Origin of the sequence: Streptomyces hokutonensis, from assembly GCF_042751305.1 — a bacterium.
GTDB lineage: Bacteria > Actinomycetota > Actinomycetes > Streptomycetales > Streptomycetaceae > Streptomyces > Streptomyces hokutonensis_A.
Genome location: NZ_JBHYWD010000001.1, coordinates 99,202 through 123,459 on the forward strand (window position 1 = coordinate 99,202; position 24,258 = coordinate 123,459).

Below are 24,258 nucleotides of genomic sequence, written 5' to 3' on the forward strand. Positions count from 1 at the left end.
TCAGCCTCCAGAGCCCGCGCGGTTGACGCGGATGAGCAGCCACAGCAGGACCGGCGCGCCCAGGGCGCCGGTGACGATACCGACCGGCAGTTCCGTCCCGGGGATCGCCTCGCGGGCGAGGAGATCCGAGCCGAGGACGACGAACGCGCCGGTGAGACCGGAGACGAGCGGGGGCGGCGAGGAGGTGCCGGCCAGCCGCTGGGCGATCTGCGGACAGGCCAGCGCGACGAACGCCACCGGACCGGCCGCCGCCGTACCGAACGCGACCAGGCCCACCCCGGCCAACAGCAGTGCCAGCCGCACGACTTGGACCGGTGTGCCGAGCCCGGCGGCCACGTCGTCGCCGAGCATCAGCGTGCGCATCCAGCGGCCCATGCCCAGTGTGACCGGCAGCAGCACGGCCAACGCGACGGCCAGGGAGTCGACCTGGCCCCAGGTCCGGCCGTTGAGGTTGCCGACCAGCCAGCCGAGGGCCGCTTCCGCCTCGAAGCGATTGCCGCGCGCCACAAGGAAGTTGGTGGCGCTGGAGCAGATCCAGGACACCCCGATGCCGACGAGGATGATGCGGTACCCGGTGGCACCGCCCTTCCACGCCAGCGCGTACACGAGCAGCGCGGTCACCAGCGCCCCGAGCAACCCCAGCGTCGACAGGCCGAGTCCGCCGGTCCAGCCCAGAACGACCGCCGCCACCACGGCGGTTCCGGCGCCCTCGGTGAGCCCGATCATGTCGGGGCTGGCCAGCGGATTGCGCGTCATCGTCTGGAACACGGCCCCGGAGACCCCGAACGCGACCCCGACCAGCAGCCCGACCAGCGCGCGCGGCAGCCGCAGATCCTGTACGACGATGACCGTGCCCGCGTCGCCCGAACCCCACAGCGCCCTGACGACATCGGTGAACGCGACCGGGTAGTCGCCGATGGTCAGACCCCAGCAGAACAGCAGGAAGGCGCCGACGGCGACGCCAACTCCCGTAAGGAGCAGGCGTGGACGCAGTACACCGGACACTGGGGGGAAGGTGAGCCGGAACGGGCGGTTGCTCAAGGCAGCTGGTGGTGCGGACACGCTCATACCTCCGCGAGCTTCCGGCGGCGGACCAGGACGATGAAGAACGGGCCGCCGAGGAAGGCGACGAGGACACCGGCCTGGATCTCGGTCGGGCGGTCCACCATCCGGCCCAGGATGTCGGCGGACAGCAGCAGCACGGGTGCGAGCGCGGCGGACAGCGGCAGCAGCCACCGGTAGTCGGGGCCGATGCCGACCCACTGGGCCAGGACCCGGGCGATGTGCGGGACGACCAGACCCAGGAAGACGACAGGGCCGATGACGGCGACCGACGCGCCGGTCAACAGCACGACGGCGGTGACCCCTTGGAGCCGTACCAGACCCAACCGCCGCCCCAGCGAGGCGGCCACGTCGTCGCCGAGGGCCATGCTGTTGAGGGCGGGCGCGCAGGACAGTGCCAGTACGGCGCCGACGGCGAGGAAGGGCAAAATGCGTACCAGGTCGCCGGAGTCCTGGTCGGCCAGGGTGCCGGCCGACCAGAAGCGGTAGCGGTCCAGCGCGTCCTGGTCGGTCAGCACGATGGCGCTGGTGAACGACTGGAGCAGCGAGGTGACGGCGACCCCGGCGAGCGCCAGTTTGACCGGCGTCGCCCCGGACCGGCCCAGCCGCCCGAGGAAGAAGACCACGACACTCGCGACCAGCGCCCCGCCGAACGCGAACCACACATAGCCGTACAGCGAGGTGGCCCCGAGCACACCGACCGCCAGGACGATCGCGAAGGACGCGCCAGCGCTCACCCCGAGGATGCCGGGGTCCGCGAGCGGATTGCGGGTCAGTGCCTGCATCAGCGCGCCGGACAGGCCGAGCGCGGCACCGGTCGTCAGGCCGAGCAAGGTGCGCGGTACGCGCACCGACCAGATGACGTTGTCGATCAGGCGGCTGGGCGGATGGCCGAGCACCGAGCGCACGACCTGGTCGAGCGGGACGCTGAGCGCGCCCAGCGCGACGGACAGCAGGGACAGCAGAACGAGGAGGGCGACGACGAGGGTCACCAGCGCCGTGGTGCGAAGCCTTCTGCCTGAAGCCACGTGCCGGTCTCCATGTCGTCTTCCGGGTCATCTTCCGTGCTCTGGAGCCCTGTTGGCGGACCACCGGACGCCCGGCCAGCAGCTTAGGTGAGCATAACCTCAGTGGCTGTGACATGGGCCGGCGGTTCCAGGGAAGGTCTATCAAGTAAGGCAATGCTTACCTTACTATGCGAGCGGTCGCGGCTCCGCTGAGCCGTTCCGCACGCATTGGGAGGCACGGGCAGCTGTGGCGGGCAACACGCTTTCTTCGGCACGGGCAACGGCGACGAACGACTTCTGGCGACGGCGCTTCGCGTCACCGGTACCGGAGACGGCACTGCCGCTCGACTTCCCCCGTCCGCCACGCCAGGACGGCCCGGTGCCCCGCGCGCGCCGCACGGCCGTACTCGACACCACGGCCGACACGGCAACCCAACTCGCAGCCCTCTTCGCCCTGTTGCACCGCTACGGCGGCACCACGGCCACCGAGACGGCGATCGCCCACGAGGGCCTCCCGCTGCGCGTCACGATCGACGGCGACACCCCGTTCACCCAACTCCGCCACCAGATCACCGCCGTACGCGCCGAGACCGCCGCCCACCACCTCCCGACCACGGATCTCCTGCGACTCCTCGCCCCCGAACCCTTCCGTGGCGGCGGCCTGTTGTGCGCCACGGGCTTCGGCGCCGTCCCCTGGCACGAGAGCGGCCCCCTGGACCTGGCCCTCACAGTGACCGACGGCGAGGTGACGGCGGACTACCGCACCGACCTCTTCGCGCCCGCCACCGTCGACCTGATCCTCGGCCACTACGGCACCCTCCTCGCCGACGCCCTCGCCCGCCCGGACACCCCGGTCGCCGACCTCGAACTCCTCGGCGCCGACGAGCGGCACCGCATCCTGCACGACTGGAACGACACCGCGCACGACGTGCCCGCGCTCACCTGGCCCCGCATGTTCGCCGACCAGGTCGCCGCCCGCCCGCACGAGATCGCCCTCGTCCACGAGGACGTCCGCCTCACCTACGCCGAACTCGACGCCCGCGCGGCCAGGTTGGCGCACGCGCTGGTCGCCCGGGGTGCCGGTCCCGAGCGGGTCGTCGCGCTCGCCGTACCGCGATCCGCCGACATGATCGTGGCCGAGGTCGCCGTCCTGAAGGCGGGCGCCGCCTATCTGCCCGTCGACACCGACTACCCGGCCGACCGCATCGCCTACATGCTCGCCGACGCCCGCCCGGTCTGCCTCGTCACCACCGCCGAGATCGCCCCCGACCTCCCGCCGGGCCTCGACCCGCTGATCCTCGACGCCCCGGAAACGGTCGCGGAACTCGCCGCCCACCCCACCCAAGGCCCCTCCACCGCCGACGAGCTGACGACCGCGCACGCCGCCTACGTCATCTACACCTCCGGCTCCACCGGCCGGCCCAAGGGCACCGTGCTGTCCCACGCGGGTGTGGCCAAACTGGTCGCCACCCAGCAGGAACGTTTCGGGATCGGCCCGCACAGCCGGGTCCTCCAGTTCGCCTCACCCAGCTTCGACGTCGCTTTCTGGGACCTGTGCCTCGGCCTGCTCTCCGGCGGCCGTCTCGTCGTCGTCCCCGCCGACCGCCGCGTCCCCGGCGCACCCCTCGCGGACTACGCCAACGAGCACGGCATCACTTTCATGATCCTCCCGCCGGCGCTCCTCGCCGCCCTGCCCGAGGACGTCCAACTCCCAGCCACAGCAACCCTGTTGGCGGGCACCGAACGCGTCTCGCCCGAGCTGGTCGGCCGCTACGCACGCGGCCGGATGATGTTCAACGCCTACGGCCCGACCGAGGCCACCACCAACTCCACCCTCGGCCTGTGCGACCCGGACACCCCGGCCGGCACCATCGTGCCCATCGGCATTCCCGACCCCGGCACCCGCGCCTACGTCCTCGACGACCGGCTGCGCCCCGTCCCCGCCGGAGTCACGGGAGAGCTCTACCTCGCGGGCGACGGCCTGGCCCGCGGCTACCTCGGACGCCCCGCCCTCACCGCCGAACGCTTCGTCGCCGACCCCTTCGGCGAACCCGGCGAACGTCTGTACCGCACAGGCGACTTGGTGCGCTGGAAGACCGACGGCCGACTGGAGTTCCACGGCCGAGTCGACACCCAGGTCAAGATCCGCGGCTTCCGCATCGAACCCGGCGAGATCGAGTCCGTCCTGCGCTCCCACCCGGCCGTCGACCAGGCCGCCGTCGTCGTCCGCGAGGACCGCCCCGGCGAACGCCGCCTCGCCGCCTACGTCGTGCCCTCGCTGGACGCCGAGGCGACCCCCGACCAGGGCGTCGCCGACTGGAAGGAGCTGCACGAACTCCTCTACTCCGCCGCCGGATCGGACGGCTTCGAGGAGAACTTCGCAGGCTGGAACAGCATGTACGACGGCCTCCCCATCCCGCTCGCCGACATGCGCGAGTGGCGCGAGGCCACCCTCGACCGCATCCGCGCGCTACGGCCCCGCCGCATCCTGGAGATCGGCGTCGGCTCCGGCCTGCTGCTGTCCCGGATCGCCCCCGACTGCGCCGAGTACTGGGGCACCGACCTCTCCGAGGAGGCCGTACGCGCCCTGGACGCCCAGGTGTCCGTGATTCCCGAACTCGCGGACCGCGTAACCGTGTTGGCCCGCCCCGCGCACGATCTCACCGGACTGCCCGAGGGCCACTTCGACACGATCGTCGTCAACTCCGTCATCCAGTACTTCCCCGGCGGCGACTACCTCACCGACGTGCTCCGCAACGCCGCCGAACTGCTCGCCCCCGGCGGCGCGGTCTTCGTCGGCGACGTCCGCAACCTGCGCCTGCTGCGCACCCTGAGCGCGGCGGTCGAGAGCGGCCGGGCGGACGACGACAAGGAAGCCCTGCGCGCCGCCGTGGACCGAGCCGTCGCCTGGGAGGGCGAACTCCTCGTAGACCCCGACTACTTCACCACCCTCGACGGCCTCACCGCCGACATCCGTGTCAAGCGCGGCACCCACCACAACGAACTCACCCGCTATCGCTACGACGTTGTGCTGCGGCCCCGGTCGGACGCACCCGAGGAGACCCCCGACTCGCCCTGGCCCGCGCTCGGTTCGGTACAGGCGCTGGACGCGCTGCTCGCCGGCCGCCCGCCCCGGTCACGCGTCACCGGCATCCCCAACTCCCGCCTCGCCGACGACCTCGCCGCGCTCGACGCCCTCGCCGACAGCAGCAGGCCGGCCGCCGGACCGTACGGGGTGGACCCCGAGACCCTCTACGAGCTCGCCGCCCGGCACGGCTACGAGCTGGCGCTCACCTGGAACGGGGACGCCGAGGACGGCAGCCTGGACGCCGTGTTCGCCCTCGAAGCGGAGGCGCAGGCGCCGTACCGCCCCGGAGGCAGCCAACCGCTCACCAACCGCCCCGCGCCCTTCCGCAACGTCAACGCCCTCATGTCGACCCTGCGGACGCACGCCACCGAGTACCTGCCCGACTACATGGTCCCGGCCGCCTTCGTCCCGCTGGACCGGCTGCCCGTCACCCCCAGCGGCAAGCTCGACGCCGCCGCACTCCCGGTCCCGGACCTCACCCGGCAGCTCAACGCGGGCCGGGCGCCCGGGACACCTCGCGAACAACTGCTGTGCGACCTCTACGCCACGGCCCTCAAGGTCCCCTCGGTCGGCGTCGACGACGACTTCTTCGCGCTCGGCGGAGACAGCATCGTCGCCGTCCAACTCCTCATCCTCGCCCGCCGCGCAGGCCTGGAACTCACCCCGCGGGACGTGTTCCGGCACCGCACGGTCGCCGAACTCGCCACGGTCGCCCGCACCGGCACGGCCGATCTCACTGAAGAATCCCCGTGGCAGACGCTGAGCGAGGACGAACTCATCGCAGTGCAGGGCGAGTTCCCCGTCACCGTCGAAGAGGCCCTGCCCCTCGGACCGCTCCAGGAGGGCTTCTTCTTCCACGCCCTGGTGGACGGCGCCGAACACGACGCCTATGTCGTGCAGCAGATCATCGAACTGTCGGGCCCGGTCGACGGCACCCTTCTCCGCACGGCCGCACAGCGACTCGTGGACCGGCACGCCCCGCTGCGCGCCTGCTTCCGCCAGACGCCCGACGGCCGCCCGGTCCAACTGATCGCCTCCGGCCTCGAACTGCCCTGGCAAGAAGTCGACTTGGCCGCGCAGGACGACCCCACGGTCCTCCGCGCCCTCGCCGAGGCCGTCGCCGCCGACGAACGCGCCCACCGCTTCGACCTCGCCCACCCGCCGCTGATCCGCTGCGCCCTCATCCGCTTCGGCGAGGACCGCAGCCGACTGGTCCTGACGTTCCATCACATCGTCACGGACGGCTGGTCCCTGCCCGTCCTGCACCGCGAACTCCTCGCCCTCTACGGCGAGAACCCCACCCCGCTCCCCGAGGTCGCCCCCTACCGCGGCTACCTCCGCCGGATCGCCGGCGCCGACCGCGACGCGGCCCGCGCCGCCTGGCGCACCGCACTCGCCGGCGTCGAGGAGCCCACCCGTCTCGTCGACACTCCCGCGCCCGCCGGACCGCTCGAACCCGCCCAGATCCGCGTCGAGTTGACCGAGCGGATCACCTCGCGGCTCACCGCCCGCGCCCGCGAACGCGGAGTCACCCTCGGCACGCTCGTCCAGGGCGCCTGGGGCCTACTGGTCGGCCGGATGACGGGCCGCCAGGACGTCCTGTTCGGAACCACCGTCGCCGGTCGCGACGCTGCCGTCGACGGCATCGAGTCGATGATCGGTCTGTTCATCAACACCCTCCCCACCCGCCTGCGTTGGGCCCCCGGAGACACTCTGGGCGGGCTCCTCGACCGGCTCCAGGACGAACAGAGCGTGCTCCTAGACCACCAGCACCTCGGCCTCGCCGACATCCAGCGCGTCACCGGCCACGCGGGCGGCGGCGAACTCTTCGACACCCTCGTGGTGTTCGAGAACTACCCCGGTGGCGAGGGCGCCCCCGGCATCACCGACCCCACCGGCACGATCGCCGTCGCCGGACACGCCTTCCACGACGCCGTGCACTACCCGCTCGCCCTCATCGTCAAGCCCGGCCGCCGCCTCGACCTGCGCCTCAAGCACCACACCGGGCGCCTCGACGCCGACGCCGTACAGTCCCTTGCCGACCGGCTCACCCTCGTCCTGCACGCCCTGGCCGACGACCCGGGCACCCGCGTCGCCGACCTCGACCTGCTGACCCCGGACGAGCCGGCCGCCGGCCATCCGACGGGCGAGACCATGCCCGTCCCGGCCACTACGCTCGCCGACTCCGTTGCCGTACAGGCCGCGCGAACTCCGGACGCCACGGCTGTCGTCTTCGACGGTACGACCCTGACCTACGCCGAACTCGACGCCCGGGCCGAGGAGTTGGCCGCCCGGCTGCGGGCCAAGGGCGCCGGCCGGGAGCGGTTCGTCGCCGTCGCCGTCCCCCGTTCGGCGGAGCTGATGGTGGCGCTGCTGGGCGTCCTGAAGTCGGGGGCCGCCTATCTGCCCCTCGACCTGGACTACCCGGCCGAGCGCCTCGCGTACATGCTGGCCGACTCGGGCGCGACCATGGTCGTCACGACGCAACGGGACGCGGACCGTCTCCCGTCGGTGGAGGGCCTGGACGTACTGCGGGTGGACGCCGAGGGCGAAGAAGCCCTCTTCGGCGGAGCCGACGACCCCGCCCGCCCCGACGACCCCGCCTACCTCATCTACACCTCCGGCTCCACCGGCCGCCCCAAGGGTGTCGTCGTCACCCACCGCGCCATCGGCAACCGGCTGGCCTGGATGCAGGGCGCGTACCAACTCACCGCCGACGACGGGGTGTTGCAGAAGACTCCGTCGAGCTTCGACGTGAGCGTCTGGGAGTTCTTCTGGGCGCTGCGCGAGGGCGCCGCCGTAGTCCTCGCCGCCCCGGACGGCCACCGCGACCCCGCCTATCTGGCCCGTCTGATCCAGGCCGAGGGCGTCACCACGATGCACTTCGTGCCGTCGATGCTGGAGGCCTTCCTCGCCTCCGACGAGGTCACCGCCGACCCCGCGTGGGCGGGCAGCCTGCGCCGCGTCTTCAGCAGCGGCGAGGCCCTGTCCGGTTCCGCCGCCCACCGCTGGCACGAGCTGACCGGCGTTCCGCTGCACAACCTCTACGGCCCTACCGAGGCCGCCGTCGACGTCACGTACCACCCCTACGGCGGCGCGCCCGACACCACCGTGCCCATCGGCCGACCCGTGTGGAACACCGGCCTGCGCGTTCTCGACATCTGTCTGCGACCGGTCCCGGCCGGCGTCCCCGGCGAGCTGTATCTCACCGGCGTCCAGCTGGCCCGCGGCTACCACCGGCGCCCCGGGCTCACCGCCGACCGCTTCGTCGCCGACCCCTACGCCACCGAGCCCGGCACCCGCATGTACCGCACCGGTGACCTCGTACGCCGCCGCACCGACGGCACGATCGACTACCTCGGCCGCACCGATCGCCAGGTCAAGTTGCGCGGCAACCGCGTCGAACTCGGCGAGATCGAGGCCGAGTTGACCCGCATCCCCGCAGTGGCGCGGGGTGCCGTCGTCATCCGGGACCAGCGGCTCGTCGCCTACGCCGTCCCGGCGACAGGAGTGGCGCTCGACCCCGCCGAACTGCGCGCCGCCCTGGCCGACGCGCTGCCCGCGCCCCTGGTCCCCGAGGCGTATGTCGTCCTCGCCGACCTCCCGCTCACCCCCAGCGGCAAGCTCGACCAGGCCGCGCTGCCCGCCCCCGAGGCCGAGCGCGCCGAACGGCGTCTGCCCGAAGGGCCGTTGGAGCAGCAGCTCACCGAGATCTTCGCGGCTGTCCTCGGCATCGAGGACGCGGGCCCCGACGACGACTTCTTCCGCCTGGGGGGCGACAGCATCAGTTCCATCGGCGTCGCGAGCCGGGCCCGCGCGGCGGGCCTGGAGCTGAGCCCGCGCGACGTGTTCACGCACCGCACGCCCGCCGCCCTCGCGCTGGCGGCCGGCACCGCAACGGCCTTGCCGGGAGACCGAGTCGAGGCATTCACCCTCACCGAAGCCGAACACGCCCGCGTCCGCGCTGTCGCCGCCCCGGCCGAGGTCGCCGACGTCTGGCCGCTGGCCCCCCTCCAGGAGGGCCTGTTCTTCCACTCGGCCTACGACGAAGGCGCGTTGGACGTCTACACCGTCCACGAGACCTTCGACTTCGCCACCCGTCTGGACACGAACCGTCTGCGCGCCGCAGTCCGCACCCTCCTCGACCGCAACCCCGGCCTGCGCGCGGGCTTCACCAGCGACGGCCTCGACCAGCCGGTGCAGTTCATCGTCGAGGACCCGGAGATCCCCCTCGAAGAGGTGGACCTCGCGCTCCTGCCCGCCGCCGAACAGGACGTCCTGCTCAAGGAGTTGACGGACGCCGAGCGCAACCGCCGCTTCGACCTGTCCGCACCCCCTCTCTTCCGCCTGCTCCTGCTCCGCCTCGGCGCGGAGCGCGGCGACCGGCTCGTCATCGGCCGTCATCTGATCCTCTGGGACGGCTGGTCGGCCTGGCTGTTCCTCGACGAACTGTTCGCGCTCTACGAGACGGGCGGCGACGCCAACGCTCTGCCCACCCCCGGCAGTTATCGCGACTACCTGACCTGGCTGGAGGAGCAGGACGACTCGGTCGCCACGGCCGCCTGGCGCACCGCGCTGGCCGGTCTCGACGAGCCGACGCTGCTCGCGCCCACCGCCGCCGACGGCCTCGAACCGGTCATCCCCGACCAGCTCGACACCCGCCTCCCCGCCGAACTCGGCGACCGGCTCCGCGAGTTGGCCCCGGCCCACGGTCTGACCCTCAACACGATCCTCAACGCGGCCTGGGGACTCACCCTCGCCTCCGCGACCGGCCGCGTCGACGTCGTGTTCGGCACGACGGTCGCCGGCCGGCCCAGCGAGGTCCCGGACGTCGGCAACATCATCGGCCTGTTCCTCAACACCGTCCCGACCCGTATCGCCCTCGACCCCGTCGAACCGGTCCTCGGCCTGCTCCGCCGCGTCCAGGGCGAACGCCTCGACCTGATGCCGTACGAGCACCTCAGCCTCGGCGTCCTCCAGGCCGAGACCGGGCACCGCAAGCTCTTCGACACGCTGTTCGTGCTGCGCAACAACGACACCGAGGAGCGGCTGGCCGACCTCAGGACCCGGCACGGCGCCACGGCCGTCGCCAACGTCGACGCCACCCACTACCCGGCCAACCTCGTCATCACCCCCGGCCGCGAGATCGCCGTCACCCTCACCCACCGCCCCGACCTCGTCCCAACTGACCAGGCACAGGCCCTCCTCGACCGCTTCGCGCTGCTCGTCGACCGCCTCACCGCCGACCTCACGGCACCGGTCGGTTCCCTGGACGCCCTCCTCCCCGCCGAAGTCGAAGCGCTACGGCGGGAGTCGGCGGCCAGCCGTGTCCCCGCCCCCGAGGACACCATCGCCGACCTGCTGGCCGCGCAGGCCGAACGCACCCCGGACGAGCGGGCGTTGGTCTTCGGCGAGCGCAGCATGACGTACGCCGAACTCGACGCCGCCGTCAACCGGATGGCCCGGCTGCTGATTGACCGGGGCGCAGGACCCGAGCAGGTCGTCGCCCTCGCCCTCCCGCGCTCCCTCGACATGGTGGTCGCCCTCTTCGCGGTCCTGCGCACCGGAGCGGCTTACCTCCCCCTGGAGTTGGACCACCCGGCCGACCGCCTGTCCCTGATGCTGGCCGACGCCCGCCCACTCCTGCTGCTCAGCACCACGACCGTATCCGCCACGCTGGACGGCGAGATGGCGCGCGTCCTGCTCGACGACCCGTCGGTCAAGGGGGAGTTGGGAGACCAGCCGGACACCCCCGTCCGCCGTCGCTTCAGCCTCGAACACCCCGCCTACGTCATCTACACCTCAGGCTCCACCGGCCGCCCCAAGGGTGTCGTCACCCCCTACCGGGGCCTGACGAACATGCAGTTGAACCACCAGAAGGAGATCTTCGAACCCGCCATCGCCTCGGCCGGCGGACGGCGGCTGCGTATCGCGCACACCGTGTCCTTCGCCTTCGACATGTCGTGGGAGGAGCTGCTCTGGCTGGTCGAGGGTCACGAAGTGCACGTCTGTGACGAGGAGTTGAGGCGTGACGCGGAGGCGCTGGTCGCCTACTGCGAACGGCACCGCATCGACGTCGTCAATGTCACGCCCACGTATGCGCGGCTGTTGATCGAGCAGGGCCTGCTGGAAGGCCACGTCCCGCCACTCGTACTCCTCGGCGGCGAGGCCGTACCGGAGACGGTCTGGACGGCCCTGCGCGACACCGAGGGCACGTACGGCTACAACCTGTACGGGCCGACCGAGTACACCATCAACACCCTCGGCGGCGGCACCCTCGACAGCGACACCCCCACCGTAGGCAAGCCCATCCGCGGCACCCGCGCCCACATCCTCGACGCCTGGCTGCGCCCGGTGCCCGACGGTGTCCCCGGCGAGCTGTACATCGCCGGAATCGGCCTGGCCCGCGGCTACTTGGACCGGTCCGCGCTGACCTCCGAGCGTTTCGTCGCCGACCCGTTCGGCGAGCCCGGCGAGCGCATGTACCGCACCGGCGACCTGGTCCGCCGCAACGCAGACGGCAACCTCGACTTCCTCGGCCGCACCGACGACCAGGTCAAGATCCGCGGCTACCGCATCGAACCCGGCGAGATCGAAACCGCCCTGAGCCGCCACCCGTTGGTCTCCCAGGCCGCCGTCGTCGTCCGCGACGAACGGCTAGTCGGCTACGTCGTGCCCTCCGGCGCCGACCCGTCCGAGCGCACCGCCGCCGAGGCCGCGCAGGTGGGGGAGTGGCAGGAGATCTACTCCGACGAGTACGAGGAGATCGGCACCGCCGTCTTCACCGAGCAGTACGACGGCTGGGACAGCTCCTACGACGGCCGGCCCATCCCCTTCGAGGAGATGCACGAGTGGCGCGAGGCCACCCTCGCCCGCATCAGTGCCCTCAAGCCCCGCCGCATCCTCGAAGTTGGCGTCGGATCAGGCCTGTTGCTGTCCCGGCTCGCCCCGGAGGCGGAGGCCTATTGGGCCACCGACTTCGCCGCTCCCGTCATCCGCAAGATCGGCGAGGAGGTGCGGCGCGACCCCGCCCTCGCCGCCAAGGTGGAACTCCGCTGCCGCCCCGCGGAGGACCTGAGCGGCCTGCCGTTCGCCTACTTCGACACGATCGTCATCAACTCCGTCATCCAGTACTTCCCGAGCATCGACCACCTCACCACCGTCATCCACGGCCTGCTGGACCTGCTCGCGCCCGGCGGCGCCCTGTTCGTCGGCGACGTCCGCAACCTGCGGCTCGCCGGCACCTTCCACACCGAGATCCAGCGCGCCAGGGGCACCGCCGAAGCGGACCTGGAGCGGGCGGTGGAACGCGGCCTGCGCCTGGAGAAGGAACTCCTCGTAGACCCCGACTACTTCACCACCCTCGGCTACGGCGTCGACCTCCGCACCAAGCGCGCCCAGCACCACAACGAGCTGTCACGGCACCGCTACGACATCGTCCTCTACGCCGATGAACCGGACGTGCGCCTGGACGCCATCCCGTCCGTCGACTGGGCTACAGGCAACACCATCGGCGAACTCCTGCGGGGCGACTGGACGTCCGCCGAAGCGATCGGTCAACTCCTGGACGGCAACTGGTCAGCGACGGGGGTGGCTGGTGAACGCCCGCGCGGCGAACGGCCCGAGGCACTCCGATTCACCGGAATTCCCGACGGCCGTACGACCGAGACGGGCGTCGACCCCGAGCACCTGCACGAACTGGGCACGGCGGCCGGATACCGGGTGCTGACCACCTGGTCGGAGCAGCAGGGGACGTATGACGCCGTATTCCTTAAGGCGTCCGAACTCCGCGTGACCGGCGGCCTGTTCAAGCCCGGTGGCGGCACCCATCCCTACGCCAACAACCCCACCGCCGCCCGCGAGGCAAGCGCGCTCGTACGCCGCCTGCGCGAGGACCTGGGCCGCGAACTGCCCGACTACATGGTCCCGTCGGCCTTCGTCACCGTCGACGGCCTGCCCATGAACGCCAACGGCAAGCTGGACGTCCGTGCCCTGCCCGACGCCGAACCGGCCGTCGCCCTCGGCGGAGGACGCGGCCCGCGCACCACGCAGGAAGAGGTGCTGTGCCGCCTGTTCGCCGAGGTGCTGGGACTGCCCGAGGTCGGTGCCGAGGACAACTTCTTCGACCTGGGCGGCCATTCACTCCTCGCCACCCGACTGGTCAGCCGCGCCCGCACCGAACTCGGCGCCGAACTCGCCATCCGCGACCTCTTCGAGGCCCCGACTCCCGCCCTGCTCGCGGGCCGTGCGGACGCGGCGAACCCGGCCCGTCCGGCGGTCACGCCCGTCGCCGACCGGCCTGCCCGCATCCCGCTGTCGGCCGCCCAACGACGGCTGCTGCTCGTCGAGCAGATCACCGGCAGCGGAGTCGCCTACAACTTCCCGCTGGTCTTCCGACTGCGCGGCACCCTCGACACCGAGGCCCTGGCTGCCGCCCTGCGCGATGTCGCCGGCCGGCACGAGGCGCTGCGGACGATGTTCCCGACGCACGAGGGAGAGCCTTACCAGCGGATCGTCCCGCCGGAAGAGGCCGACCCGGCCTGCACGGTCGTCGACTGCACGGAGGACGACCTGTCCGCGCTGATCGAGGCGGCCCAGCGCCGCCCCTTCGACCTCACCACCGAACTCCCGCTGCGCTGCGAGGTGTTCAGGCTCGGACCGGACGAGCACGTGGTGGCCGTCGTCCTGCACCACATCACCACCGACGAGTGGTCCGACCGCCCCTTCCTCGCCGACCTCGACACCGCCTACGCGGCCCGCCGCGAGGGACGGGCACCCGACTGGGCGCCCCTGCCGGTGCAGTACGCCGACTACACCCTCTGGCAGGACGACCTCCTGGCCCGCACCGGCGAGGCCCAACTCGCCTACTGGGCCGATGCCTTGAGCGGCCTGCCCGACGAACTCGCCCTGGCCGCCGACCGACCGCGCCCCACCGAGCCGACCGGCCACGGCGGCAAGGTCCGCCTGGAACTGCCCACCGCCACCGGCCACGCCCTGCGCGACCTCACCACCGCCACCGGGACCAGCATGTTCATGCTGTTCCAGGCAGCCACCGCCGCACTCCTGAGCCGGCTCGGCGCGGGCGAAGACATCCCGCTCGGCGCACCCATCGCCGGCCGCACCGACGAGGCCCTCGCCGACCTCGTGGGCTTCTTCGTCAACACCCTGGTGCTGCGCACCGATGTGTCCGGCGATGAGCTGACGTTCCGTGAACTCCTGGGCCGGGTACGGGAGTCGTCCCTCGCGGCCTTCGAGTACCAGGACCTGCCCTTCGACCGGGTCGTGGAAGCGCTCAACCCGCCGCGCGTGGCGGGCCGCAACCCGCTCTTCCAGGTCATGCTCGGCTACCACCACAGGCCCGACGGCGACCCGGACGTGCTCGGCCTCGCGACCGAGTGGTTCGACATGGACACCGGGATGGCCAAGTTCGACCTCCACTTCACGTTCGTGGACGAGACCGGCCGCGACCGGGTGGTCCTGCTCCTGGAGTACGCGACCGACCTCTTCGACGCCTCGACCGCCGAACGCATCGCCGGCCGCATGGCCCGACTGCTGGACCACGCGGCGGCCGAACCCGACCGCGCGGTAAGAGACTTCGACCTCCTGGAGGACGCCGAGCGCGCGCTGGTCCTCGGCGAGTGGAACGCCACCGAACACCCCGTCCCGGCCACCACCCTGCCGGAACTCTTCCGAGCCCAGGTGGCCCGCACCCCGGACGCCACGGCCCTCGTCTTCGAGGGACGGCGGCTGACGTATGCCGAGCTGGACGCCCAAGTGGAGCGCACGGCACGGGTGTTGGCCGCGCTCGGCGCAGGCCCCGAGCAGACCGTGGCTGTAGCCCTCCCACGCTCAGTCGAACTCGTCGTCGCCCTGCTCGCCGTCCACCGTGCCGGAGCCGCCTACCTCCCGCTCGACCCCGACTACCCGGAGGACCGCCTCGCCCTCATGGTCGAGGACGCCCGCCCGGCGTATGTCATCCGCGACATCTTGCCAACCGGTCCCGAGGCCCAACTCCCCACGTCCTACGACCCGTCGAGCCCGGCGTACGTCATCTACACCTCCGGCTCGACCGGCCGCCCCAAGGGTGTCGTCGTTCCGCACGAGGGCATCGTCAACCGGCTGCTGTGGATGCAGAACACGTATGAACTCACGGCCACCGACCGGGTGTTGCAGAAGACGCCGTCCAGCTTCGACGTGTCGGTGTGGGAGTTCTTCTGGCCGCTGATCACAGGCGCCACCCTGGTCGTCGCCCGCCCCGAAGGCCACCGCGACCCGGCCTACCTCGCCCGGCTGATCCGCGAACAGGGCATCACGACCGCCCACTTCGTGCCCTCCATGCTCCAACTCTTCCTGGAGGAGCAGGCCACGGCCGACTGCACCGGCCTGCGCCGCGTGATGTGCAGCGGCGAGGCCCTGCCCGTCGCCGTCACCCACCGCTTCCACGACGTCCTGACCACGACCGAACTCCACAACCTCTACGGCCCGACCGAGGCCTCGGTCGACGTGACAGCCGTCGAGATCGGACCGGACGCGCAGAGCGTGCCGATCGGCCGCCCGGTGTGGAACACCCGCACCTACGTCCTCGACGCAGGGCTGCGCCCGGTACCGCCCGGTGTCCCGGGCGAGTTGTATCTCGCGGGCGTCCAGCTCGCGCGCGGCTACCTCGACCGGCCCGGCCTGACCGCCGAGCGCTTCGTAGCCGACCCTTACGGCGCGCCCGGCACCCGGATGTATCGCACAGGCGACCTGGCCCGCTGGAACACCGACGGGACGATCGACTACCTGGGCCGCACCGACGACCAGGTGAAGGTGCGCGGGTTCCGCGTCGAACCCGGCGAGATCGAGGGTGTGTTGACCACGCACCCGTCCGTCGCACACGCCGTCGTGGTCGTGCGAGAGCAGAACCTCGTCGCCTACGTGGTTCCGGCCGGGGGCAGTGGGTCGGCGGACGTGACCGTAGCGCACCCCCGCACAACCGCGGCCCCGATCGACGTGACCGCCCTGCGCGCCCACACCGCCGCTACCCTCCCCGCCCACATGGTCCCCGCCGCCTTCGTCACGCTCGATGCGCTGCCACTGACCCCCAACGGCAAGCTGGACCGCGCCTCCCTGCCCGCCCCGGACTTCACGATCGCCACCGGTACGGGCGCGGGCACTGCGCCCCGAGGCCCGCGCGAGGAGATCCTCGCCGGACTCTTCGGCGACATCCTCGGCCTCGAACACGTCGGCGCCGACGACGACTTCTTCACCCTCGGCGGCCACTCCCTGCTCGCCATGCGCCTGGTCAGCCGCGTCCGTACGGCACTTGGCGCCGACCTCACGGTCCGTACCGTCTTCGAGGCGTCCACCCCCGCACTGCTCGCCGCCCGCCTCGACGACCGGGCCGGCGGCCTTCCAGCCCTCGTCCCCGCCGAACGACCCGCCGAACTCCCGCTCTCCTACGCCCAGCAGCGCCTCTGGCTGCTGCACCGCATCGAGGGTCCGGGAGCCACCTACAACATCCCGGCTGCCTGGCGACTGACCGGCACGCTCGACCGGGATGCGCTGGCCGCCGCCCTGGACGACGTGGCCGTACGGCACGAAAGCCTGCGCACGGTCTTCCCCGAGCGGGACGGCCGCCCCCACCAGGTCGTGCTGGACCAGGCCTCGGTACCCCTTCACCACAGCCGGGTAGCCGAGACCGAACTGCCCGACCGGGTCGCCGAGGCCGCCGCGCGCGGCTTCGACATCGACCGCGAACTCCCGTTGCGCGCCCACGTGTTCGAGCTGGCAGAAGACCAGCACGTCCTGCTGCTGGTACTGCACCACATCGCCGGCGACCAGTGGTCCGACGGGCCGCTGTGGCGGGACCTGGCCGCCGCCTACGAAGCCCGCCGCGAGGGGCGGACGCCCGCCTGGGCCCCGCTGCCCGTGCAGTACGCCGACTACGCCCTCTGGCACCGCGAGGCCCTCGGCGACGCCGACGCCCCGGACAGCCGCCAGTCCCGCCAACTCGCCTACTGGCAGGCGGCATTGGCCGGCCTGCCGGACGAACTCGCGCTGCCCGCCGACCGCCCCCGCCCGCTGGAGAGCAGCCACCGGGGCGGCGCGGTCGGGCTGACCATCAACGCGCAACAGACCGGACAGCTGCGCGCGTTGGCCCGCCGCCACGGCGTCAGTATGTTCATGGTCACGCAGGCCGCCGTCGCCGCGCTGCTGCACCGGCTCGGCGCCGGGGACGACATCCCGCTCGGCGCACCGATCTCCGGTCGAGCCGACGAAAACCTGGAAGACCTGGTCGGGTTCTTCGTCAACACCCTTGTTCTGCGCGCCGATCTGTCCGGCGACCCCACGTTCGCCGATCTGCTCGCCCGCGTCCGGGACACGGACCTCGCCGCCTACGAGCACCAGGACCTGCCCTTCGAGCGACTGGTCGAGGCGATCAACCCGGCCCGCTCGCTGGCCAGGCACCCGCTGTTCCAGGTGATGGTCGTGCACCTCGAGAACGAGGGCGCCACCCCCGCCCTGCCCGGCCTGGCCGCCCGCCGCGAGGAACTCGGCCAGCAGGGCGCCAAGTTCGACCTCAGCTTCGACTTCGTGGAGCAGGGCGAGAACGGCATGCGGTGCTGGATCGAGTACAGCGCCGACCTCTTCGACGAGTCGACCGCCGAACTCCTCGCCCAGCGCCTGGAGTCACTGCTCGCCCAGGTCGGCGCCGACCCGGACCGACGCCTCGCCACGCTCGACGTCCTCCGCGACGACGAACGCGCCCTCGTCCTCACCGACTGGAACGCCACCACCCGTCCCGTCCCCGACCTCACCCTGCCCGAGCTGTTCCGGTGCCAGGTCGCCCGCACCCCCGAAGCCACTGCGGTCGTCTTCGAGGACACCGCCCTCACCTACGCCGAACTCGACGTCCGCGTGGAGAAGTTGGCGCACACCCTCGCCGCGCACGGCGCGCGGGCAGAGGCCGTAGTCGCCGTCGCCCTGCCGCGCTCCCTCGCTCTCGTGGTGTCGCTCCTCGCGGTCCACCGTGCGGGTGCCGCCTATCTGCCCCTCGACACCGGCTACCCGGCCGACCGACTCGCCTTCACGCTCGCCGACGCCCGCCCGGTCTGTGTGGTCACCACGGACGGCGTCACCGTCCCGGACACCGACGTGCCCACCCTCACGGTCGACACGGACGGCACCCCAGACCACCCGGCACACGCACCCCTGCCCACCGCCCACGACCCCCGCCACCCCGCCTACGTCATCTACACCTCCGGCTCCACTGGCCGCCCCAAGGGCGTCACCGTCCCCCACCAAGGCATCACCAACCGCCTGTTGTGGATGCAGGAGACGTACAAGCTCGATGCCGTGGACCGCGTCCTGCAGAAGACCCCGGCCGGGTTCGACGTGTCGGTGTGGGAGTTCTTCTGGCCGCTGATCACCGGCGCCACCCTCGTCGTGGCCCGCCCGCAAGGCCACCAGGACCCCGTCTACCTCGCCGAGCTGATCAAGCGTCAGCACATCACCACGGCCCACTTCGTGCCGTCGATGCTGCGCGCCTTCCTGGACGAACCCAGCGCAGCCGAGTGCACCGGACTGCGCCAAGTCATCTGCAGCGGCGAGGCGTTGCCCGCGCCGCTGGCCACCCGCTTCCACCAGGTCCTGCCAACCGCACGTCTGCACAACCTCTATGGCCCCACGGAGGCGTCCGTCGACGTCACCGCCCACGAGGTCACCGCCGACCCGGCCACCGTGCCGATCGGCCGCCCGGTGTGGAACACCCGCACCTACGTCCTCGACGCCGCTCTGACCCCGGTGCCGCCGGGCGTGGCCGGCGAACTGTACCTGGCGGGCGTCCAGTTGGCGCGCGGCTACCTCGGCCGCTCCGCCCTGACCGCCGAACGCTTCGTCGCCGACCCCTACGCCACCGAACCCGGCGCCCGTATGTACCGCACTGGCGACCTGGCCCGCTGGACCAGGGACGGGGAGCTGGAGTACCTCGGTCGCGCCGACGACCAGATCAAGCTGCGCGGCTTCCGGATCGAACTCGGCGAGATCGAGGCCGTGTTGGCGGCCCACCTAAGCGTCGCGCACGCCACCGTCCTCGTACGCGACGAACGGCTCGTGGCGTACGTCGTTCCGGCCGGCGCCCCCGCCGAATCCGCCGAACTCCGCGCCCACACCGCCCGTTCGCTGCCCGATCACATGGTCCCGGCCGCCGTAGTCACTCTCGACGCCCTCCCGCTCACCCCCAACGGCAAGCTGGACCGCCGAGCCCTGCCCGCCCCCGACTTCGCCGCAGAGGTCACCGACACCCGGCCGCGCACAGCGCTGGAGGAGATCCTCTGCGCGCTCGTCGCGGACGTCCTTGGACTCGAACGCGTCGGTGTCGAGGACGACTTCTTCTCCCTCGGCGGAGACAGCATCGTCGCCATGCAGCTGGTCGCCCGCGCCCGCGCGGCGGGCCTCACCTTCAGTCCGCGTGACGTCTTCCGCCACAAGTCGGCCGCGGGGCTGGCCACCGTCACCGCGACCACGGTCACCGCCGAGCACGCCGACGACACCGTGCTCCTCGACCTCACAGACGACGAGCGCACCGAACTCGCCGCCCTGCCCGCCGGAACCGAGGGCCTGCCTGTCTCCCCGCTCCAGGCCGGCCTCCTCTTCCACGCCGCCCTCGACTCCGGTGACGACGGACCGGACGTGTACACCGTCCAGGTCTCCTACGACCTCGAAGGCCCCCTGGACGCCGACCGGTTGCACACCGCCGCGCAGTCCGTGCTCGACGCCCACGAGAACCTGCGCAGCGGCTTCCGGCACCTGTCCTCAGGTCGTCCCGTGGCCGTCGTACCGCGTACGGCCGTCCTGCCGTGGCGACAGCTCGACCTGGCTGACGACCCCGGAGAGTGGGAGCGGCTGCTCGTACAGGAGCGGCGGCGCTTCGACCCCGAACACCCGCCGCTGCTACGGCTGTTGCTGGCCAAGTTCGGTCCGGACCGGCACCGGCTCGTGCTCTCGCACCAGCACCTCCTGCTGGACGGCTGGTCGCTGCCGCTGCTGACCGCAGAACTGTGGGCCCGCTACGAGGGCCGCACCCCGGCCGCCCCCGCCCCCTACCGCAACCACCTGCGGCTGCTCGCCGCCCAGGACCCGGCCGTTTCAGCTGCCGCTTGGGCCGAGGCCCTCGGCGGGCTGGCCGAACCCACCAGGCTCGCGCCTGTCGACCCGGACCGTGCCGCCGTCGTACCGGACACCCACACCGTGGAGCTGGACCCGGACCGCACGGCGGAGCTGGAGGGGTTCGCGCGGCGCCGGGGCGTCACCGTCAACACCCTTGTCCAGGCAGCCTGGGGCGTGCTCCTCGGCCGGCTCACCGGGCGCACCGACGTGGTGTTCGGCGCCACCGTCGCCGGCCGCTCGCCCGAACTGGCCGGTGCCGAGTCGATGATCGGCCTGTTCATCAACACCGTGCCGGTACGGGTGAACGTCCGCCCGGAGGAGACCACCGCCGCCCTGCTGACGCGACTCCAGGACGAGCAGTCCGCCCTCATCGCCCACCAGCACCTCGGTCTCGCCGACATCCAGCGGGCCGCCGGACTCGGTGAACTCTTCGACACCCTCGTGGTGTTCGAGTCGTACCCTGTGGCCGATGCGGACGAGGACGGCGACGGGCCGCGCGTCACCGTCCGCGACCACGAGGACTCGACCCACTACCCGTTCGCGTGGGCCGTCGAGCCCGCCGAACGGCTGCGTCTGACCGCAGAGTTCCGCCCCGACCTGTTCCAACCGGCCGTCGTACGACGAATCTCGGACGCTCTCACCACCCTCCTCACCGGGATGGTGGCCGACCCCGACCGCCCCGTCGGACGTCTCGACCTGCTCGGCCCCGCCGACCTGCACACCGTCCTCGAGATCTGGAACGACACCGCGCTCCCGGACGCCGAACGCCTCGGCACGGTCCCGGAGTTGTTCGCCGCGCAGGCCGCCGCAGGACCGGACGCGATCGCCGTCACCGACGGCCTTACGACCTGCACGTTCGCCGAACTCGATGCCCGCACCGACCAGTTGGCGCGCACCCTCGCAGGACACGGCGCCGGACCCGAGCGGATCGTGGCCCTCGCGCTGCCCCGCACCGTCGACCACATCGCCGCGATCCTCGCCGTGATGAAGGCGGGCGCCGCCTATCTGCCCCTCGACCCCGACCTTCCGGAGTCCCGCCTGACCGGCATGCTCGACGACGCCCGTCCCGTGCTGATCCTGGCCACGGGCGAGACCGCCGCGACGCTGCCGCCAACGGGCGTACCAGTACTGCGACTTGACGTCCCCGTCGACCAACTGCCGCAGGCGCAACCCGTCGCCCCCGGCCCCGACCACCCCGCCTACGTCATCTACACTTCCGGTTCCACCGGCCGCCCCAAGGGTGTCGTCGTCACCCAGCGAGGCATCGCCAACCTTTTCCACAGCCACCGCCACGACCTGCACCGGGTGGCCAGGGAACGCACCGGACTGCGGCGCCTGCGGGTCGGCCACGCCTGGTCGTTCTCCTTCGACGCCTCCTGGCAGCCGCAGTTGTGGCTGCTGGACGGGCACGCCCTGCACATCGCGGACGACGAGACCCGCCGTGACCCCGAACTCCTCGCCGAGTTCATCCGGGGCCGGGGTATCGACTTCATCGAGGTCACGCCGTCGCTGCTCGCCCAGATGGCGGACAGCGGACTGATCGGCACCGAGGGCGACTGCCCGCTCGCGGTGGTCGGCTTCGGCGGCGAGGCCGTACCCGAGTCGCTGTGGACGCGGCTCGCCGCGCTGCCGGACACCGAGGCGTTCAACCTGTACGGCCCCACCGAGGCAACCGTCGACGCGCTCGTCGGCCGGGTCCGCGACAGTGCCACTCCGGTCGTCGGACGTCCCGTCCACGAGTCCCGCGCCTACGTCCTCGACACCGCCCTGCGTCCCGTACCGCCGGGTGTCACCGGCGAGTTGTACCTGTCGGGACCCGGTCTCGCCCGCGGCTACCTCGACCGGCCCGGCCTCACCGCCGAACGCTTTGTCGCCGATCCGTTCGCCACCCGGCCCGGCGAGCGCATGTACCGCACCGGCGACCTCGCCCGCTGGACCGAGGACGGCCGGCTGGAGTTCGCCGGCCGCACCGACGACCAGGTCAAGATCCGCGGCTACCGCATCGAACTCGCCGAGATCGAGGCCGCGTTGGACACCCACCCGGCCGTCACCCAGACGGTCGTGGTGGCCCGCGAACACCGGCCCGGCATACGGCAGTTGATCGCCTACGCGGTCGCCGACGATACGGACGGGACCGCCCTGCGCGCCCACGCCGCCGCCGTACTGCCCGACTACATGGTCCCGGTCGCCGTGGTCGTCCTCGACCAGCTGCCGCTGATGTCCAACGGCAAGCTCGACCGATCCGCCCTGCCCGCCCCGGACTTCACGGCGAAGGGCGGCGGCCGGGCCCCGGCAAACGATGCCGAGCGCACCCTGCGCGACCTGTTCGCGGACGCCCTAGGGCTGCCCGCCGAGGCGGTCGGCACGGACGACGACTTCTTCACCTTCGGCGGTGACAGCATCGTCGCGATGCAACTCGTCGCGCGAGCACGGGCGGGCGGCCTGCGGGTCACCCCGCGCCAGGTCTTCCAGCACCGAACCGTGGCCGCCCTGGCGGCAGTTGCCGTCCCGCTGGGCACCGGTGAACGGCACGCCGTCCACGACGACGGCACCGGCACCGTCCCGCTCACCCCGATCATGCGCGGCCTGCTGGAGCGCGGCGGCCCCATCGCCGCCTACCATCAGGCGGCCCTGGTCCAGACCCCCGCCGACCTCACCGAACCCGGCCTGCTGGCCGTGCTCAAGGCGCTCGCCGACCGGCACGACATGCTGCGGGCCCAACTCGCGCGCGAGCCCGAGTGGTTGCTGCGGGTTCCGGCCGCACGGGACACCGACGTGAGCACCTGGCTCACCCGCGTCGACGTGCGCGGCACGGACGAGGCCCGACTGCGCGCCGCCATCTCCCAACACGTCGTAACGGCACGGGCGGGGCTCGACCCCGACAGCGGGGCGATGGTGCGGGCGGTCTGGTTCGACGCCGGACCCGGACAGCCCGGTCGGCTGCTGATCCTCGTCCACCACCTGGTCATCGACGGCGTCTCCTGGCGTGTGCTGCTGCCCGACCTGGCCACCGCCTGGGCGGCGGTCCGAGGCGGTCGTACACCCGAACTCGCCCCCGTGGAGCTGTCGTTCGCCCACTGGTCCCGGCTCCTGGGGACCCGCGCCACCGACCCGGCCACCGAGGACGAGCTGCCGTGGTGGACCTCCGCCCTCGCCGAGGGAGCCGGCCTTCCGCTGGCCCGTCCGCTCGACCCCGCCCGGGACACCGTGGCCACCACCCGCTATCTCTCCGTGACCCTGCCCGCCGACCTCACCGAACCGCTGCTGAGCCGCGCCCCGGCCGCCTTCGGTGCCACCGTCAACGACGTCCTGCTCACCGCGTTCGCGCTGGCGGTCGGGGACTGGCGGACCCGGACACTCGGCGCGCCCGGCACGGGTGGGCCGGTCCTGGTCGACCTGGAGGGCCACGGCCGCGAGGAGCAACTCGCGGGCGACGCCGACCTGTCCCGTACGGTCGGCTGGTTCACCAGCGTCGTACCGGTACGACTCGACCCGGGCCAGGCCGACTTGGCGGAGGCCTTCGCGGGCGGGCCTGCGCTTGACACGGCCCTGGCCCGCGTCCGCGCCCACCTCACCGCGCTGCCCGCGGCCGGCATCGGGCACGGGCTGCTGCGCCATCTCAACGCCGGGACCGGTCCGCTGCTCGCCCAACTCGCCGAGCCGCAGGTCGAGTTCAACTACATGGGCCGTTTCGACCGCCCGGCGGCGGCCGACTGGTCCTACGCCCCCGAGGACGACGCGGCCGACCTCGACGCCGACCCCGGTCAGCCGGTGTCCCACGCCCTGACCCTCAACGCCATCACCGAGAACCGTCCCGAGGGCCCGCAGCTCAGCGCCCACTGGGCCTACGCGGCCGAACTCCTCACCGAGGAGCGGGTCCAGGACCTGGCCCACACCTGGTTCCGGGCACTGGAGGCCGTCGTGCGACGGGCGGACGCTCTCAGGTCCTGA

Annotated in this window: 3 protein-coding genes; 1 reads left to right on the plus strand and 2 read right to left on the minus strand. The window is 72.1% G+C overall.

Annotated elements, in window-relative coordinates; genetic code table 11:
* Both ACFXC1_RS00495 and ACFXC1_RS00500 read right to left on the minus strand, forming a co-directional pair.
* Positions 1–1,068 (minus strand): FecCD family ABC transporter permease, encoded by a 1,068-nt coding sequence (locus ACFXC1_RS00495; RefSeq protein ID WP_381236799.1) that lies wholly within the window; start codon positions 1,066–1,068, stop codon positions 1–3.
* Complete coding sequence (locus ACFXC1_RS00500) at positions 1,065–2,090, minus strand: FecCD family ABC transporter permease (RefSeq protein ID WP_381236801.1); 1,026 nt, start codon at positions 2,088–2,090, stop codon at positions 1,065–1,067. Before ACFXC1_RS00500 ends, ACFXC1_RS00495 begins: the two co-directional genes overlap by 4 nt.
* A 226-nt stretch (positions 2,091–2,316) precedes the next feature.
* On the opposite strand from ACFXC1_RS00500, the gene ACFXC1_RS00505 reads away from it, so the two are divergent.
* A complete protein-coding gene (locus ACFXC1_RS00505; protein ID WP_381236804.1) occupies positions 2,317–24,258 on the plus strand; it encodes a non-ribosomal peptide synthase/polyketide synthase in 21,942 nt (7,313 codons plus the stop codon).